Annotated in this window: 12 protein-coding genes, 1 tRNA gene and 1 CRISPR repeat array; of the genes, 6 read left to right on the top strand and 7 right to left on the bottom strand. The window is 65.3% G+C overall.

What is annotated here, in order from left to right; genetic code table 11:
* Positions 1 to 408: 408 nt before the first annotated feature.
* Together TF1_RS01435 and TF1_RS01430 are read right to left on the bottom strand one after the other, a co-directional pair.
* Positions 409 to 482 (bottom strand) — tRNA-Pro (locus TF1_RS01435).
* Between the two features lie 217 nt (positions 483 to 699).
* Positions 700 to 1,881 (bottom strand): epoxide hydrolase family protein, encoded by a 1,182-nt coding sequence (locus tag TF1_RS01430; protein ID WP_011291686.1) that lies wholly within the window; start codon positions 1,879 to 1,881, stop codon positions 700 to 702.
* Between the two features lie 240 nt (positions 1,882 to 2,121).
* On the opposite strand from TF1_RS01430, the gene TF1_RS01425 reads away from it, so the two are divergent.
* On the top strand, positions 2,122 to 2,583 hold the full coding sequence (locus TF1_RS01425; RefSeq protein WP_011291687.1) for a VOC family protein: 462 nt from the start codon (positions 2,122 to 2,124) through the stop codon (positions 2,581 to 2,583).
* A 36-nt stretch (positions 2,584 to 2,619) separates the two neighbouring features.
* Here the strand turns inward: TF1_RS01425 and TF1_RS01420 are convergent, their stop codons facing one another.
* The gene (locus TF1_RS01420; RefSeq protein ID WP_016188557.1) at positions 2,620 to 2,979 is read right to left on the bottom strand and encodes a hypothetical protein; all 360 of its coding nucleotides are present in this window, start codon (positions 2,977 to 2,979) and stop codon (positions 2,620 to 2,622) included.
* Between the two features lie 617 nt (positions 2,980 to 3,596).
* Here TF1_RS01420 and TF1_RS01415 point away from each other — a divergent pair.
* Entirely contained in the window at positions 3,597 to 4,523 is a 927-nt protein-coding gene (locus TF1_RS01415) for an SDR family oxidoreductase (RefSeq protein ID WP_011291689.1), read from the top strand.
* Between the two features lie 83 nt (positions 4,524 to 4,606).
* Here TF1_RS01415 and TF1_RS01410 read toward each other — a convergent pair whose 3' ends face one another.
* Positions 4,607 to 4,972 carry a hypothetical protein gene (locus tag TF1_RS01410; protein WP_011291690.1) on the bottom strand — a complete coding sequence of 122 codons (366 nt, stop codon included), beginning with the start codon at positions 4,970 to 4,972 and terminating at the stop codon, positions 4,607 to 4,609.
* Positions 4,973 to 5,727: 755 nt separating this feature from the next.
* Here TF1_RS01410 and TF1_RS01405 point away from each other — a divergent pair.
* The 3 genes from TF1_RS01405 (at position 5,728) to TF1_RS01395 (ending at position 9,089) form a co-directional block, all read left to right on the top strand.
* On the top strand, positions 5,728 to 7,197 hold the full coding sequence (locus tag TF1_RS01405; RefSeq protein WP_016188560.1) for a helix-turn-helix domain-containing protein: 1,470 nt from the start codon (positions 5,728 to 5,730) through the stop codon (positions 7,195 to 7,197).
* A 61-nt stretch (positions 7,198 to 7,258) separates the two neighbouring features.
* Positions 7,259 to 7,693, top strand: a complete 435-nt coding sequence (locus TF1_RS01400; protein ID WP_173668179.1) for a hypothetical protein — start codon at positions 7,259 to 7,261, stop codon at positions 7,691 to 7,693.
* Between the two features lie 949 nt (positions 7,694 to 8,642).
* Positions 8,643 to 9,089 carry an ATP-binding protein gene (locus TF1_RS01395; RefSeq protein ID WP_061783553.1) on the top strand — a complete coding sequence of 149 codons (447 nt, stop codon included), beginning with the start codon at positions 8,643 to 8,645 and terminating at the stop codon, positions 9,087 to 9,089.
* A 245-nt stretch (positions 9,090 to 9,334) separates the two neighbouring features.
* On the opposite strand, the gene TF1_RS01390 is transcribed toward TF1_RS01395, so the two are convergent.
* On the bottom strand, positions 9,335 to 10,138 hold the full coding sequence (locus TF1_RS01390) for a helix-turn-helix domain-containing protein (protein ID WP_011291695.1): 804 nt from the start codon (positions 10,136 to 10,138) through the stop codon (positions 9,335 to 9,337).
* Between the two features lie 695 nt (positions 10,139 to 10,833).
* On the opposite strand from TF1_RS01390, the gene TF1_RS01385 reads away from it, so the two are divergent.
* Entirely contained in the window at positions 10,834 to 11,040 is a 207-nt protein-coding gene (locus tag TF1_RS01385; protein WP_016188561.1) for a hypothetical protein, read from the top strand.
* A 380-nt stretch (positions 11,041 to 11,420) separates the two neighbouring features.
* Here TF1_RS01385 and TF1_RS01380 read toward each other — a convergent pair whose 3' ends face one another.
* Positions 11,421 to 12,395, bottom strand: a complete 975-nt coding sequence (locus TF1_RS01380) for a sporulation protein (RefSeq protein ID WP_011291697.1) — start codon at positions 12,393 to 12,395, stop codon at positions 11,421 to 11,423.
* A gap of 489 nt (positions 12,396 to 12,884) precedes the next feature.
* On the bottom strand, positions 12,885 to 13,373 hold the full coding sequence (locus tag TF1_RS01375; RefSeq protein WP_011291698.1) for a DUF4383 domain-containing protein: 489 nt from the start codon (positions 13,371 to 13,373) through the stop codon (positions 12,885 to 12,887).
* A gap of 437 nt (positions 13,374 to 13,810) precedes the next feature.
* Positions 13,811 to 15,119: direct repeats of the CRISPR family, unit length 29 nt; unit sequence GTGCTCCCCACGCACGTGGGGATGGTCCG.
* Between the last annotated feature and the right edge of the window lie 37 nt (positions 15,120 to 15,156).

Here is a 15,156-nt window from a genome sequence, read left to right as displayed (position 1 = left end):
AAGGCTGAGGGGACCTTGCCGTGGGGATGCCGAGGCGGAGCTGCCCGGGCTGGAATGGTGACGACGAACAGATCGGTCCACGATGCGCCTGCCGACCGCTGCGGATCACCGCCCTAGGCGAGGCCCTGGGCAGTCCACTGCCTTGGATCTCGGAAGCTGCTTGTCCCTGGGGGACGGGCGTCTCTTTCACTGCTGCCCCACCCCACCGGGCAGGAGCCCGTCACATCCAATATGTGATGTCGCTCACAAATCGTGCTGGCGGGGGAGAGAAGCCTGCTGCCTGCACAACCGGTACGCCAGACCTCCCGAACCTGCACCGACCACGAGACAACCGGGACATCCGATGCCCGAACACGTGTGAAGGCCCGCCACCAGTTCCGGTAGCGGACCTTCACACCGTGTCTTCTGTCGGGACGGCGGGATTTGAACCCACGACCCCTTGACCCCCAGTCAAGTGCGCTGCCAAACTGCGCCACGTCCCGGTGGCGGTCGCTTCCGCTCGCGCCAACGGCTTTAACTGTAGCGCATTGTGCGGCATGGTCGTAACAGCATCGGGCGCGCATCGCGAAGCTGATACCGGACAGTGGCCCGCGCGGGCTGCCGAGGCCGCTCTCCTACGCCGACCCGTGCCGGTCACAGTTCCTGGGCTGCGGCACGAGAGGGCGCAGCCGGACCTGGCTGTCTTGCACGACCCAGCGCTCACCCGGCGGCGACGGCACGCAGCGACCGGAAGAATTCGCGGATGTCGTTGAGGAACAGCTCCGGCTCCTCCAACGCAGCAAAATGCCCGCCTCGGTCCGGGACATCCCGCCAGTGCACGATCGTGTTCGACTCCTCCGCAAACCGGCGGATCCCGATGTCGTGCGCGAACTGGATGGCGCCGGTGGGCACTCCCGAGTTGCGGGACGTCTCCTCTGGTGCGCCCTGGTGGGCATAGCCCACATACGCTGCGGATCCCGCGCAGCCGGTGAGCCAGTACAGGGAGGCGGTGCCGAGCACAAAGTCCCACCCGAGAACCTGCTCGGGCAGGGCTTCGGGCGGATAGGTCCAGGACCGCAGCGTGTCGATAATCCACGCGAGCTGCGCGACCGGGCTGTCGGCCGCCATCACCCCGATGAGGCCGGGGCGGGCGGATTGCAGGGCCACGTAGCCGAGCCCCGAATTCAGGAACTCGCCGATGCGGCGCATCCGGTCTTGCTCCAGCGGGGAGAGGGCAGCGAAGGCCTTCTCGTCCATGTCCCTGGCGACGTTGCCGAGCGCCCCGTTGACGTGCACTCCGATGACCCGGTCCGGGGCAAGCCGTCCGATCTGCGGGGCGATCGCGGCACCGAGGTCTCCGCCTTGGACAGCGAAACGCTCATAGCCGAGCCGGTCCATGAGGGTAAGCCACGTGGCGGCGATCCGGCTGATCGTCCAGTCGGTGCTGTAGAGGGGAGTGGAGAACGTGAAGCCGGGCAGTGACGGGATCACCACGTCGAAAGCGTCCGCTGCGGTGCCGCCGTACGCTTCGGGGTCGGTCAGCGGGCCGATCAGGTCCACGAATTCCAGGAATGAGCTCGGCCAGCCGTGGATGAGAAGCAGGGGAACCGATCCGGGCACGGGCGAGCGGGCATGGATGAAGTGGATGATCTGCCCGTCGATAGGGGTAGTGAAGTGCGGGAGGCGGTTCAGGCGGGCTTCGAAGGAGCGCCAGTCGAACTGCCGCCATTCCTCGACGAGGGCGCGTAAGTAGGAGAGCGGAACGCCGGTGCTCCAGTCGTCGCCGGGAAGGGGATGTGGATACCGAGGTGCCTGCAGTCGGAAACGCAGGTCGGACAGGGTCTCTTCGGGGATCGCGATACGGAACGGCGTGAGAGCCGACTCGTCGTGTGAAGGACGCATAGCCTTCTTCTTCCAGCGACAGCGGCCGAGCTATGTCCTGAATTGTCAAATTTTGTGAAATTCGAGCGTGGGATGGTGGCTTCAGAGCCTCTCCGCTGCGGAATTCAGGCAGGACACGCCGCACAGACCTGGGAGAACCCACAGCAGGCCAGAGGCGGCCGGCGTGCCCTCCGTCCCGCCGGAACCCGGGCCGGGCACGGCCGCCGTTGATTGTCAGCAGCGGAGGGTAGAAAGAGGCCCATGGCCACACCGGTGCATTGGAAACTCGTCATCGACGCGCATGATCCGCACGCCCAAGCGGACTTCTGGGCGGCCGCGCTCCACTACGAGGTGGAAGACAACAGCGCACTCATCGAGCAGCTCCTCGACCAGGGCGTCGTGTCACCGGAGATCCTCACCGAGCACCACGGACGGCGCGCCTGGCGGGACGCGGCAGCAATCCGGCACCCTGACGACCCTTACGATCCGCACAGCGGCACGGGGCTGGGACGCCGTGTGCTCTTCAACCGGGTGCCGCTCGCCGAGAAGAAGACCACGAAGAACCGCGTCCACATCGACCTGCACCCTCCGCGGGGAGAGCGGGATGCGGAAGTGGCGCGGCTGCGTGGCCTGGGAGCCCAGGTCTACCGGCACGTCAAAGAGGCGAGCGGCGAGTGGGTGGTGATGACCGACCCGGAAGGCAACGAATTCTGCGTGCACTAGCCCGGTGCGGGGAGCTACCCAGTGGTGCCGGACCGGTCAGCCGTCGGGCTCTTTGCTCTTGCTCACGTGGTGGAAGGGGCACGGCACCGGCAGCGAAAAAGAGAAGTAGACGAGTCCTCCCACTGCAGTGGGAAGCGCGATGAGACCCCAGCGCCACTCCGCTGTCCACGCCCACAGGCACAGGAATGCCACGGTTGTGGCCATGAGCAGCATGGACATCCACCAGAAGGGGCCTTGCGGCCGGATTTCCGGCTCTTCTGCCTGGTTGAGCAGGAGCATCGCCCGGTCCGCGTCAGCCTGGGTGACGGGGCCGCCGTCCGCGCGCGTCACGATCAGCATGGTCGGCTGACCGTCGAATACGGGATGGACGGCCACCTGCCAGAGCAGTGGGCTCATGATGTCTCCAATGAGGATGCGGCGCAGAGGTTCATCCCCGTTGACCACTCGCTGGAGTGCGGGGTGCCAGGGTGCGTTCTTTCCCCGCAAGAAGCGATTGACGCGTAAGGTAATACCCTCCCTACTCTGCGTTAGACAATTCTTTCGGTGGCGTGGCACAAGTGTGGGGCGGAAGAGTGCAGCAGTGTCCGGATTGTCGGCACGAGCGCTGGACTGAGGGGAGTGGCCAGGGGAGTCGTGCAGGAAAGGACTGCTGGGACTGGGCTGTGCGGAGTATCGGAATGGAGCGGGCTCTTTTCCTGCCATTCGCGGGATAAAAAGGACAAATCGTGATCTACACCATAAAGGTGAAGTTTGATTGTGATCCATCCAAATATCAGACGAAGAACATCCGTCATCCCTCACCTGCCGCCCGCCACGACACGCGGACTGCGCTCCCTGTCCGGACAAGCGATCTGTCTTTACCGAGAAAAACCATGATCCCCGAGGGTGCAGTGGTCGTCCCGCTTAACAGTCCTGCCTAGGGGTAGCGGACAGGTGTCCTTTGCCGGACACCGGTGGAGGCGCCGTCCCACTCGTCAGGGAAACCCAGTCCTCCCCACCTGAAGGCAGGCCCCATGAATCACGGAACACCATCCCCGCTCCACGGAAAAGTCGCTCTCGTCGCCGGAGCCACCCGGGGCGCGGGCCGGGGAATCGCGGTCGAACTCGGCGCCGCCGGAGCCACGGTCTACGTGACAGGGCGTACCACGCGCACCCGGCGCTCGGAGTACAACCGCCCTGAAACCATCGAGGACACCGCCGACCTGGTCACCGCCGCGGGCGGCCACGGCGTTGCGGTGCCAACCGACCACCTGGTGCCTGACCAGGTCCGCTCCCTTGTGGAGCGGATCAGTAGCGAACAAGGACGGCTTGACATCCTCGTCAACGACGTGTGGGGCGGTGAACTCCTCTTCGAATGGGATGTGCCTCTTTGGGAGCACAACCTGGACAACGGCCTGCGGATGCTGCGGCTAGGCGTGGACACCCACGCCATCACCAGCCACTATGCGCTGCCGCTGCTCTTACGCCGCCCCGGCGGCCTCGTGGTCGAGGTCACCGACGGCACTGCTGAGTACAACGGCTCCCATTACCGCAATTCATTCTTCTATGACCTTGTCAAAACGGCGGTATTGCGCATGGCCTTTGCCCTCTCCCGCGAGATTGGGCCGCGCGGGGCGACCGCGGTGGCGGTGACCCCTGGGTGGCTGCGGTCCGAGCTCATGCTGGACGCCTACGGGGTGACGGAGGAGAACTGGCGGGACGCCCTTGCCCAGGAGCCGCACTTCTGCATCTCCGAGACGCCGCGCTATGTGGGGCGGGCCATTGCTGCCTTGGCCGCTGACCCCGACGTTGCCCGCTGGAACGGGGCATCCCTGTCCAGCGGGCAATTAGCGCAGGTCTACGGCTTCACCGACCTTGACGGCAGCCAGCCGGATGCCTGGCGGTACCTGGTCGAGGTCCAGGACGCGGGAAAACCTGCTGACCCCACCGGGTACCGCTAGACCGCTGTCTCCTACCGTTCCGGAGGCACGGTCGGTCAGGCACTGCCTGGACAACCGCTGTCACCGTCGCCACGGCACCCCGGTCACAGTCGGCGAAGGCCTTCCAGCACTCGCTCGAGCAGGCGGCGGTCGACACAGGGAGGAGGCGTGTCCACGACCAGGGCAGCCTCCCGCAGCAGCTCGACCAGCATCGTGACCTTGGCCAGCGGTATACCCGAGTCGAGCGCCAAATCCAGCACCCGGGTTCCGGCAGGACCCGCGCGCAGACAGGACGCGTACACCACGGCCGCGGGACGCGGCAGGTCGGTGGGCAGGGGCATGCGCGGATCGTGGACCCGCACCGAGTGGAGTTCGGTCACCGGGGGGCGGGTCCGGCGCCGCCGGCCCACATAGCCAGAGGCCCCGAGGGGACGGTACTCCGGGAGTCCGGTGCCGATCTCCCACCGCATCGCGGTACTCCGCCGTCTCCGAGGAAGCGAAGGCAATGGGGCGGAAGGACAACCGTTCTCCCGGTGCCACGCCACCGCAGGATGGTGGACTGGTCCGAAGAGTTCGTGGACACGGTTCCCGGTCTGGGCTTCGGGTGACCTGCCGCCGCGCATGGTTCCTCTTCCTTTTAGTCCTCGAAGAGAGCAGCGTCTGGTTTCCGGTTGCGCCGCCCTCCCTATTGAGCGGGATGCGGCCCTCCCCAGTCGAGAGGGGGAAACAGACATCGCTCATCGTCGGAAACTCCGATTACTCGGTACGCCGGTTTCCCCGGCCCGAAACATCCCCGAACAAAACAGAACACTTTGCAACGCGTTGGACCGGGGAAGCACAGGAAACAAAGGTTCTGTAGGGCAACAGCGGCAACCCGACTGACCGTGAACCGCAGTAATCGCTGGTCCGACCCCACAACACGGAATGTCAAGAGACAAGAAGCAGCACAGAAAAAGCTGTCGCCACGGTCGAGAACCAGGCGGTAAGAAGAGACCGGGACATGCCTCGGCTTAGGAAATCTTCGAGGCCAGCACGGCACAATCAACCGGCATTAACGCTGATGAAAGGAGTGCTGCCGCCGTAGAAGCCCGATGCGGGGCCCGGAATCGGCGCTGCCCCGCTCCACCGGGCATTCCCCACCCCTTAAGTGGACCGATTCTCCCCCAAAGGGGATCCTGAATCCGACAACGTGTCCAGCCGTCTCTCACTCGCGGAGGAGGAACCGGTGCCTCGACCCCCCAAGCCGCTGCGGCCTGAGCGGTCCCCCGCCGACTGGTTCGGCGCGGAGCTGCGGTACTGGCGTGAACACCGGAAACTGACTCAGCGGGAACTCGCGCAACGTGTATGGGTCAGCACGAGTCTGGTTGGACGCATCGAAGTCGCGGAACGCTCCTGCCCACCCGATTTAGCGCGACGTTTCGACGAAGTTCTCGAAACCGGGGGAGTGCTCAGCCGCGCGCTGCGTTTGATCAATGCAACCGAAGGGGATTCCGACACAAAGTCAGAGAAGGGCGGAAAAACGGCCGATCCCCCAGCCAGAAATCCGCTCTCCGGGTCTTCCCGTGACCTGTGCCCGGCAGCGGGAACGATCCGTGACATCGCTGAAACCACGGTGAATGACCTGATGAAACGCAGAGACGCGCTGGCAGCAGGCGGTGCGCTAGTCGTCGGAACGGCGCTGACAGAAACATTGGAACGCTGGCTGGTTCCCCTCCGCAAACCAGTCACGCGGCAATCCGGCGCCCCAGAGGAAACAGAGCTCGAACGGATCGAAGCCGGAGTAGCCGCCTTGCGGCACTGGGATGACCGGTGGCGGCTGGGCATCAGCCGCAAAGCCGTGGTGGCCCAGTTGTCCGAGGTCGCAGACATGGCTGGAGAGATCCGGTCCGCAGCAATCCAACCCCGCCTCTTCCTCGCCATGGCCGAGCTTTCCCGCATTGCGGCGGCAATGTCCTATGACGAGGGCGACCACCCCAGCGCACAGAAGTACTACACGCTCTCCCTGCGCGCCGCACACCAGGCAGGACCGGACTACGAGCTGTACGGGGTGGGAGTGCTCGCCGATATGGCCCGGCAGATGCTTGACCTGCACCGGCCCCAAGACGCGTTGGAGATCTCCCGGCTCGCGTTGGACGGGGCGCGCACCCGCAAAGCACCCCCCGCGATGATGTCCATGCTCTACACCCGGGAAGGCTGGGCCTATGCCCGGATGGGACGCGTCCAGGCCTACCGGCGGACAGTCGCGCAGGCAGAAGAAATGCTCGAAAACGACACTGCGGAGCCGCTCCCCGAATGGGTGCGGACCATCGACCGCGCAGAACTGTCCGGGGTGGTGGGCGCACGCTACCGGGACCTCGCGCAAAACCAAGACGATCCGGCAGCGAAACGGAAGAACGCCGAAGAGGCACTCCACTACATCACGCAGGCACTGGAGCTGCGGCCGCCCACCCGGCGCCGCAACCAGGCATTCGACCTCATCGGCCTGGGGCGCACCTATCTGCTGCTCAACGAGCCGGTAGAGGCCGCCAATGCGGTCTGTAATGCTGTAGCCGTCGCAGGAGGGCTGAGGTCAGGCCGGGTACGGCGGCGCCTCCAGGACTGGTATCGGGAAGCCGAACCGTTCCGCAGGGAACCGGTGGTGGCGGAACTACGCGAGGAATTGTCCCGTACGCTCCTGGCCAAGAGTCAAACGTGATGAAGGGGATGCAGGAGTGCGAATTGGGATTACCGGGCATTCCAACCTGACTGCCGACAGCATGGATCTGGTGCGCCAGGCACTGACTGAGGCGCTTACGCCTTACGCGGACGGTGAGCTTGTCGGGGTCTCCTGCCTGGCCCGCGGCGCTGACCAGCTTTTCGCTGAAGCAGTCTTGGCTGTAGGCGGGCAGTTGGAAGTAGTGCTGCCGTCCGCGGACTACCGGGAGACCAAGGTGAAACCGGACAACTTGGAACAGTTTGACCGGTTGCTGGTCCGCTCGAGCCTGGTGCGCTACATGTCGCACCTGACTGCGGGCAGACAGGCCTATGAGGATGCGAACGAGGCGGTGATCGGCAGCGTCGACCGGCTCTTCGCGGTGTGGGACGGCCAGCCCGCTTCCGGGAAAGGCGGCACCGCGGACGCGGTGGCGGCTGCCCGGGCCAGGGGCGTGCCGGTGGATGTCATCTGGCCGGAAGGAGCGCGCCGCGAGTAATCATTTTTTCGGTTGTTCGGGAGCGTTCCCACGGCCTGGAGACTCTTCGACGCGAAAAGTCAAGGCCTTGAAACCGACAATGTGCTCCCGGGCCGAGGGGTGCTGAGCGGAAACTCCGCGCCTCAGAAAGGAATGCGACGGTTTGCCGTCCGCCGCCGTGGGCGGCAAACCGTCCAGCCGCCTACGATTCCACTGTGCCGGCCGCGGTCAGCCCCAGACGGTCCTTCACGCATCTTCCGCCGCCCGGCACGCTCGCCTCCTCCCGAGTGACCGGCGAGAACGCCGCCACCAGCGTGCTCCGCCGCGACAGTTCGGCCCTACCCCGAGACATTTGCCGGGAGGTTAAAAGCCCCACGGTGGCCGAGGCCAGCACACGCACGGCCCCTACCCTGCACCAGCCGGGACAGCGGTACCTGTCCGCCATTCCCGAAACGGAAGGCTCACGTCTTCACAAAGGCTATCTGAACCCGCGCTCTCTGACCGTCGAATGGATCAGGAACTTCCGTTGCGAAGAGCTCCGGAAGCGCAGAGAAAAGATATCGGCCAGCGCATCCGCCACCCCGGACGAAAGAAAAGTCGTTTTCCCGGTTTCGGGAAAGCAATGTCAGAAAAAGGAGCTCTCTCGCTTTTCAACGAGTAAGAATACGCGTAGCGTGATAGTCGTCCTATGCGGCGGGGGAGAGCAGTGTGGCTGCGGAGATCCCACAGCCCTGCCTGCTTCCGGGAAAACCACGGAACCGGCCTAGGGCGAACCCTGCCGACCAGGGCGTCACACGACCGCAATGCCGGGGCCCCAGCCGAAGACGGCACGAGGACGCCTCGCCCCGCCTGAGCACATGATGGGGGATGCGATGGTCAAGGTTGCCTGCCACGTGTCCGAATCACCACACGCGCACCACCGAACGCTCCGTCTCCTCTCCGCCACCTCTACCGAAGGAGCGGTGGCAGGATGAACGTATCCTCCACGGCCTTCGCCGGTAGCCCGTACAGCGTGGCTGAAGCCCGCGCATTCGTCACCGCATGCTTGCGGAGCAACCCGTACACCTTCGTCCCTGACGAGGTAGTGGAACGAGCCGAACTGATCACCTCCGAACTCGCGACGAATGCGCTCCGCCATACCCGGTCCGGGGACCCGGGAGGCTCCTACGAGGTCCATGTCGCCGTGGAACACTCCGAGATCCGGGTGGAAATCCACACCCGGGAGCCCCGGCTGCCCCACACCGTGCCGCACGTGGTGTCCCGCGCGAACGATCCCACTCGGATCACCGGCCGCGGCCTCTACCTCGTCGACCTGCTCGCCACCCGCTGGGACAGCCTGGTACCCCCCTCCAAAGGCGTCTACTTCGTCCTCCACTGGAAAAACACCGTCGACTACCCTCTCGCCAGACGCGATTGAGGCTCCCAATGCCGGGGACTACCGGCAGGGAAGGACCACCCCAGCAGGGGGTGAGTCCGCTCGCGCGTGCAGGCCAGGAACCCGACGGGGGCCGCGGCCAAGCGCAAAAAGCTCCTATCACCCAACCTTTGCGCGCAGCTATCCGCGGGAGCACCCCGGGGATACAGTGCCGCAGCGGTCCGGCTGGCCGGGGAACCCTTAGGTAGTCCGTCACGGACGTACCGCAGCAGTCTGCACACTGCGCGTCACAGCTTTTCGTGGAGCTGGGCCATCAGCCTGCGGGAACAGCCCAATGGGAGGGCCGCACCCCGCAAGTCGGAGAACAGTTGGGAATAGTCCTCCACCGCTTCCGGATCGTCCGTGGGCTTTCCTGCCCGGCGAGTCTCCACGTACAGGACCGGGTTCTTCCAGGGAACCGTGAACAGCGCAAAACCGTTCGACAGCCCCGGATGGTGCTCACTGTCGTACGGCACCACCTGGATCGACACGAACGGCCGCGAACTCTCCTGCAGCAGATGGCCGATCTGGCGGCGCATGACCTCACGGCCCCCCGTGGGGCGGCGCAGCACCCCCTCGTCCACGACCACGATCAAGCGGGGCGGCCGCTCCTGGTCGAAGATCGCTTTACGTTCCATCTGCCCCCGGACCAGCTCCTCGATTTCGGCTGGAGTGGCCCGGGGATGGCTGACCCGAAGGATGTGCGCGGCATACTCTTCGGTCTGCAGCAGACCCGGCACCATGAGCGGGTGGTAGACCCAGATCTCGGAGGCCGCCCGTTCCAGGTCGGCCACCTGCTCATACCAGGGCGGCAGACCGGCCCCCCGAGACCGGTCCCACAGCTCCGTCAACGTGCCGGGTATGCCGAGCGCGGCGTCGATACGTTCCACATGGTCCCTTTTGATGCCGCGTGTGCCGCGCTCCATCGCGCTCAGCATGGTGGGCGAAAGAGCAACCAGCTTCGCCAGCTCTTCCTGGGAAAGTCCAGCGTGTTGCCGGTGCTCCCGAATCTTCTGTCCGATCTTTACCCAAGGGCCCCCGTCTTTCTGCACACCTTTCCTCACTTCTGCACTGATTCAGCACAGTTGATCGTCGTGTCGGACTTAGTGCTTTACTTTAGTCAAACTCATGGAAAGCAACTGCAGGTTTGGGAATGGTGAATAGCGAAGGCGCGAGCGGAAACGCTTTCTCCGCTCCAACCTTCGCAAACATTCCTCATTCGGAATAACGGTGACAAACCAGGAAAACTCTTCGAAAGTGTCGTCGGCTAGGGGGTGACTCGTGGATTACGACGCTGCCTGCACCAGGCCCCACCTGCCCCGCGGCCGTCGCCCGCGCGGCCCGACCCAGCACACCAAGCGGTGATGGGAACTGTCTGTCCTTGCCCTTGACCGCCGCACCTCAGTCTCCGCGCGGCAGGCAGCACACACCCACTGCGTCGAAAACAGTCCACCCACCGTCCGCTGACACCACCCGCAACCATGCCCGCCACGAATACGACCTGACCCCTGCCGGGAAGCCTCCGCTGACCCGGACTGCTCCACCGCAGCCGAGGAACTCAGCTTTCCCCCTGCTGGGCCGACAACATCCCCTCCTCGTGATGGCCCGGCCAATTCCTGGACGGGCGTACCGCCTCCTCCCCGGTACGCCCGCCCGGGGCAACCGTCACCTCACCTCTGCGGGAACGGATCATCCTTCTCCCCTCCCGGCACCCGTCCCCGCCCATCGGCCCTACTCAGGCACACGTATGAACCACATCGACCACCCCGTAACCCTGTACGCCGGACCGTTAGACGGCCTCGTCATGCCCGCCGCTGAACTGGAGGAGCTCGTTCGGGAGTACTGCGGCGACCGCCTCGTCTTCCTCTCCTGCTTCGGAGTGAGCGGCCTCTACCAGGAGCAGGACGGCCAATGGGTCTACGCCGCTCCGGGACTGCTCGACAAGAAGCGGTGAACAGCATCCCCGCCCCACGCCTGGCATAGGCCCCATCCGCTCCCCAGAGAGACACGCCAGCGCTGCAGACCGTATTCTGGACCAAAAATGACCGGAATAGGCGCGGGCCTTGGTGGATGCCGTCGCCGCACCCACCATCGAAAGGAGAAACCCCACCCCAACCACCAGGTTTCGTGGGGATTCCCAAGAGTGTTCCCCCTTGCGCGGGGAGGGTGGACCGGCCCCAGGCAACACCCGGTGAAGCACTCTCGCCGCTGCGAGGCCCGCACCGAGCAGACCGCCGGTCCACCCCCGCGACCTGTGGAGCGGATCAGGGTTCGACCTGATGAGGGAAAGCCGAACCCTGATGTCTGCACCACCGAGGAAAGCGGGAACGCTTCCTAGTCGTCGTCATCGTCCTCGAAAACCTCGCCGATGGCGTCCATGATTTCACCCGCCACGTAACCGGCAGCCATACCCCCGATGACCCCCATGGCGACCCCGCCCAAGCCGCCCCCACCACTGTGGTGCTCCGGATGTCCGTAGCCCGGCGGGGGATAGTGGCCGGGATGTCCGTGGCCGTAACCACCGAAAAGGCTGCGGTGCTGGGACAACGACTGGGCAACCCACGAGTCGACCTGCGCCACCCAGTCCACGCGGTCGACATCAGCGTGTGAAGCCCGGAACCGGCCGTAGATGTCCGCACCCTCGGTGAACAGCCCACCGCGCTTGTCGAACTCGATGATCACGTCGACGCCCTCCGGGTCGGCGACGAAACTCACCTCGACCTCGTTGATCTCGTGGGCGTAGCGCGGCGAAGGGTGGAACTCGATTTCCTGGAAGAACGGGAACTGCTGCGCAGTGCCCACCAGGTGCCCCTGCTCCAAGTCCATGTGCTTGAGCACGAAACCGAGCCGGGCGAACGCGTCCAGGATCCGGTCCTGGACAGGAAGCGGATGGATGAGCACCGGGTCCAAGTCGCCCTTGTCGACGGCGTGGGCAATGGCCACATCAGTCCGCAGCCCCACCCTGGCCCCCGGAAGCGGGCCCCCGCCCGCCGCGGTGATCGGTGCCTGCCACGGCACCGGGTAACGGAACGGAATGGAATGGCGCTGCCCAGGCCCGAGCGGGAAGGCGCCGGTCACCGGGAAACGGGCGAACTCGACGCGGGAAACCCCTTCGGTGTCCCCGGCCTCCACTTCCACGGCCGAGGCGAGACACACGCTGATCTCCTCAATGAGCACCTCACTCTCGCCCCCGACCAGTTCAACAGTCCCCTCCAGAAACTCGCCGGGCCGAGTGTGGGGGGAACGCAGCACCGTGTCGACGCTGGGGCCTCCCACCCCGAAAGCCGTAAGCAAACGCCTGAAAACCATGCTGTCCTTTTCAACAGGTAGAGAAACGTTCGCGGCGATCACCGCGGCCTCACCGGGCGCGGCACCGTAACGCCATGGGAGACGTTCCGGTCCAGCGGAGAGTTCCACTAGCGTGAACGTTAAAGGAGACCACAGAAAGCACTATGCCGACAACTCCAAGTTATTGCAGCTCAAAAGCGCTTTTGTGGGGGTGAGGCAAGGGAAGGGGAGCAGAGCGCCCCGGTGCAGCGAGACACCCGCTCCCTTTTTCTGCAGGACCGTTATGCGGTATTGGGCCTAGCGCTATCAGACAAACTGCGGCCGGACGAAGAACAGAAGCCGTGGACAACGGCCAACAGTATTCCCTCGCCGGTGCTGCTCAATACCCCGTGACCCCACGTCGCCGGCACAGCGCACCCTCGGTTGAGGACATCCCCACCCCGGTCAGAGCGGTGGGCACACTGCTGTCCCACTGGTGGATGCGCTCGAAGAACCCCGAACAGTCACCGGCTACTCCGGAACGCCGCGCCCGGGCCGCACCACGAAGTAGAACGAGAGCATCAACGTGCTCACCAGGAACCGCATCCAGTCGTCGATCCCGTTGAAGGAAATGAAGTTCGCCCAAAACGGGATCGGGCCGAACAGCTTGTCCACAGTCGTGAAGTCAAGCAGTACCCCGAAGAACCACAGGGCCAGGTAGACCAGACCGCCGAGCAGCAGGTACAGGCGCGAAAAACGCGCCCCTTTCCACGCTGCGGCCAACCCGGCAACACCCAAAAACAGGTGCAACAGGTTGTGCAGCACCGACACCTGGAACACGCCGAGCAGTCTCGCTTCCGAGTAGTGCCCGGACAAGGCCATCGAAGAGTAGTCGCTGGTGACACCTGGGATGAACCCGAGAATCCCGGCCAGGAGGAACAGGCCGCCCATCACACCAGCGGCAATCCGGGCGGGGCGCCGTGTTGCGTCAGCAACTTCCCGTGTCCGTTCCAGCAGCATGGCGACCTCCCATGTCGACTAGCCTTCCCTCTACCCGGCGGCCACGCTGAAACACGGTCGTCCCAGGGCTGGCCTTTCGGAGGCGAGACCAGGACGTCTGCGGACAGCAGACAGTCCCAGGAGCATTGCGAGGATGCCAACGTCGCTTTCCCCGCCAGTGATCTGGCGGCAGGCAGAACGACGCGCTTCCACCGGACAGTCGGTTGCCGTCGCCGCAGGCCGATGGGTTTGCACCCCGCCTCAACCTAGAAAGACTGTCCCGGTCCTGCTGTGATGAATCCCAGCGGAGGGCAAGGCCCGGCCAGTGTCAGGCAATTGGCTGCCCAGAGCAGAGATTCCGGCTAAATTGACCTATGCGAGCGGTGGGCCGAACCTCCTGATACCCAGAAGATTGATAACGAGAAGATAACGCCCTCTAAAACTGCAGGTCATCTTCTGTGCTCCCCACGCACGTGGGGATGGTCCGTTGCTCCAGGTCGCCGCCCGGCGCGACGCCGTGTGCTCCCCACGCACGTGGGGATGGTCCGTTAGCCATTTTGCCAACCTTTCGGTCCACTCCGTGCTCCCCACGCACGTGGGGATGGTCCGCCGCCGCCCGCGGAGACACCGGCACAGCGGCGGTGCTCCCCACGCACGTGGGGATGGTCCGTTTCGCGCGCCTGATCTCCGCCGTGCCCTGGCGTGCTCCCCACGCACGTGGGGATGGTCCGTTTCGCGCGCCTGATCTCCGCCGTGCCCTGGCCGTGCTCCCCACGCACGTGGGGATGGTCCGCGGACCGGCGGCACCGCCACCGGCGGCGTCCTGTGCTCCCCACGCACGTGGGGATGGTCCGTCGTTTACGGACCCTGCCCATCTGCGCGCCCGGTGCTCCCCACGCACGTGGGGATGGTCCGTCGGGGGCGCGTCGAGAACCGCACTCAGGAGGGTGCTCCCCACGCACGTGGGGATGGTCCGTGACCCTCATACTGGCGGTTAGAAACCGCACCGTGCTCCCCACGCACGTGGGGATGGTCCGCCGAGCGCCGTGACGACCACCGGCCACGCCTGGTGCTCCCCACGCACGTGGGGATGGTCCGGCCGCCTAGCGTGGGGGGTATGGCCGCAGATGGTGCTCCCCACGCACGTGGGGATGGTCCGGCCGGGAGTCGCAGCTCCCGGCCAAACCACGGGTGCTCCCCACGCACGTGGGGATGGTCCGCCCGGGGATACCAGCGATGTCGCACCGGTCCTGTGCTCCCCACGCACGTGGGGATGGTCCGACCGCTACCAGCGCAGTCGAGTCATGCGCGAACGTGCTCCCCACGCACGTGGGGATGGTCCTTCCGCTACCACTGAGGCCGAGATCATGGAAATGTGCTCCCCACGCACGTGGGGATGGTCCTGCGACCCTTCCTCCACCGGGAATGACCGCGATGTGCTCCCCACGCACGTGGGGATGGTCCGCGCGCAGAACCACGCTGTGTCACCGGCATCGGGTGCTCCCCACGCACGTGGGGATGGTCCGCTCTGCGCCTATCTGCTGCTGTAGTGGGTGTGCTCCCCACGCACGTGGGGATGGTCCGCGCGTAACGCTGGGCTGCCCTACGGTGTGGCCGTGCTCCCCACGCACGTGGGGATGGTCCGGAGCGCGTAGACACGGAGCGCGGCATCGGACAGTGCTCCCCACGCACGTGGGGATGGTCCGGTGGTGGTTGACCATGGGGAACACCCCATGATGTGCTCCCCACGCACGTGGGGATGGTCCGATCCAGCTGGGCAGTGAGGCGCGCTTGTGCGGGTGCT

This window comes from Thermobifida fusca NBRC 14071 = JCM 3263 (assembly GCF_001592045.1).
GTDB classification, from domain to species: Bacteria; Actinomycetota; Actinomycetes; order Streptosporangiales; family Streptosporangiaceae; genus Thermobifida; species Thermobifida fusca.
This window is presented reverse-complemented; position numbering and strand designations above follow the sequence as displayed.

Excerpts from the sequence above, each read along its gene's own strand:
- TF1_RS01430 (WP_011291686.1), bottom strand. The coding sequence starts at position 1,881 with ATGCGTCCTTCACACGACGAGTCGGCTCTCACGCCGTTCCGTATCGCG.
- TF1_RS01425 (WP_011291687.1), top strand. The coding sequence starts at position 2,122 with ATGGCCACACCGGTGCATTGGAAACTCGTCATCGACGCGCATGATCCG.
- TF1_RS01420 (WP_016188557.1), bottom strand. The coding sequence starts at position 2,979 with ATGAGCCCACTGCTCTGGCAGGTGGCCGTCCATCCCGTATTCGACGGT.
- TF1_RS01415 (WP_011291689.1), top strand. The coding sequence starts at position 3,597 with ATGAATCACGGAACACCATCCCCGCTCCACGGAAAAGTCGCTCTCGTC.
- TF1_RS01410 (WP_011291690.1), bottom strand. The coding sequence starts at position 4,972 with ATGCGGTGGGAGATCGGCACCGGACTCCCGGAGTACCGTCCCCTCGGG.
- TF1_RS01400 (WP_173668179.1), top strand. The coding sequence starts at position 7,259 with ATGGATCTGGTGCGCCAGGCACTGACTGAGGCGCTTACGCCTTACGCG.
- TF1_RS01395 (WP_061783553.1), top strand. The coding sequence starts at position 8,643 with ATGAACGTATCCTCCACGGCCTTCGCCGGTAGCCCGTACAGCGTGGCT.
- TF1_RS01385 (WP_016188561.1), top strand. The coding sequence starts at position 10,834 with ATGAACCACATCGACCACCCCGTAACCCTGTACGCCGGACCGTTAGAC.
- TF1_RS01380 (WP_011291697.1), bottom strand. The coding sequence starts at position 12,395 with ATGGTTTTCAGGCGTTTGCTTACGGCTTTCGGGGTGGGAGGCCCCAGC.
- TF1_RS01375 (WP_011291698.1), bottom strand. The coding sequence starts at position 13,373 with ATGCTGCTGGAACGGACACGGGAAGTTGCTGACGCAACACGGCGCCCC.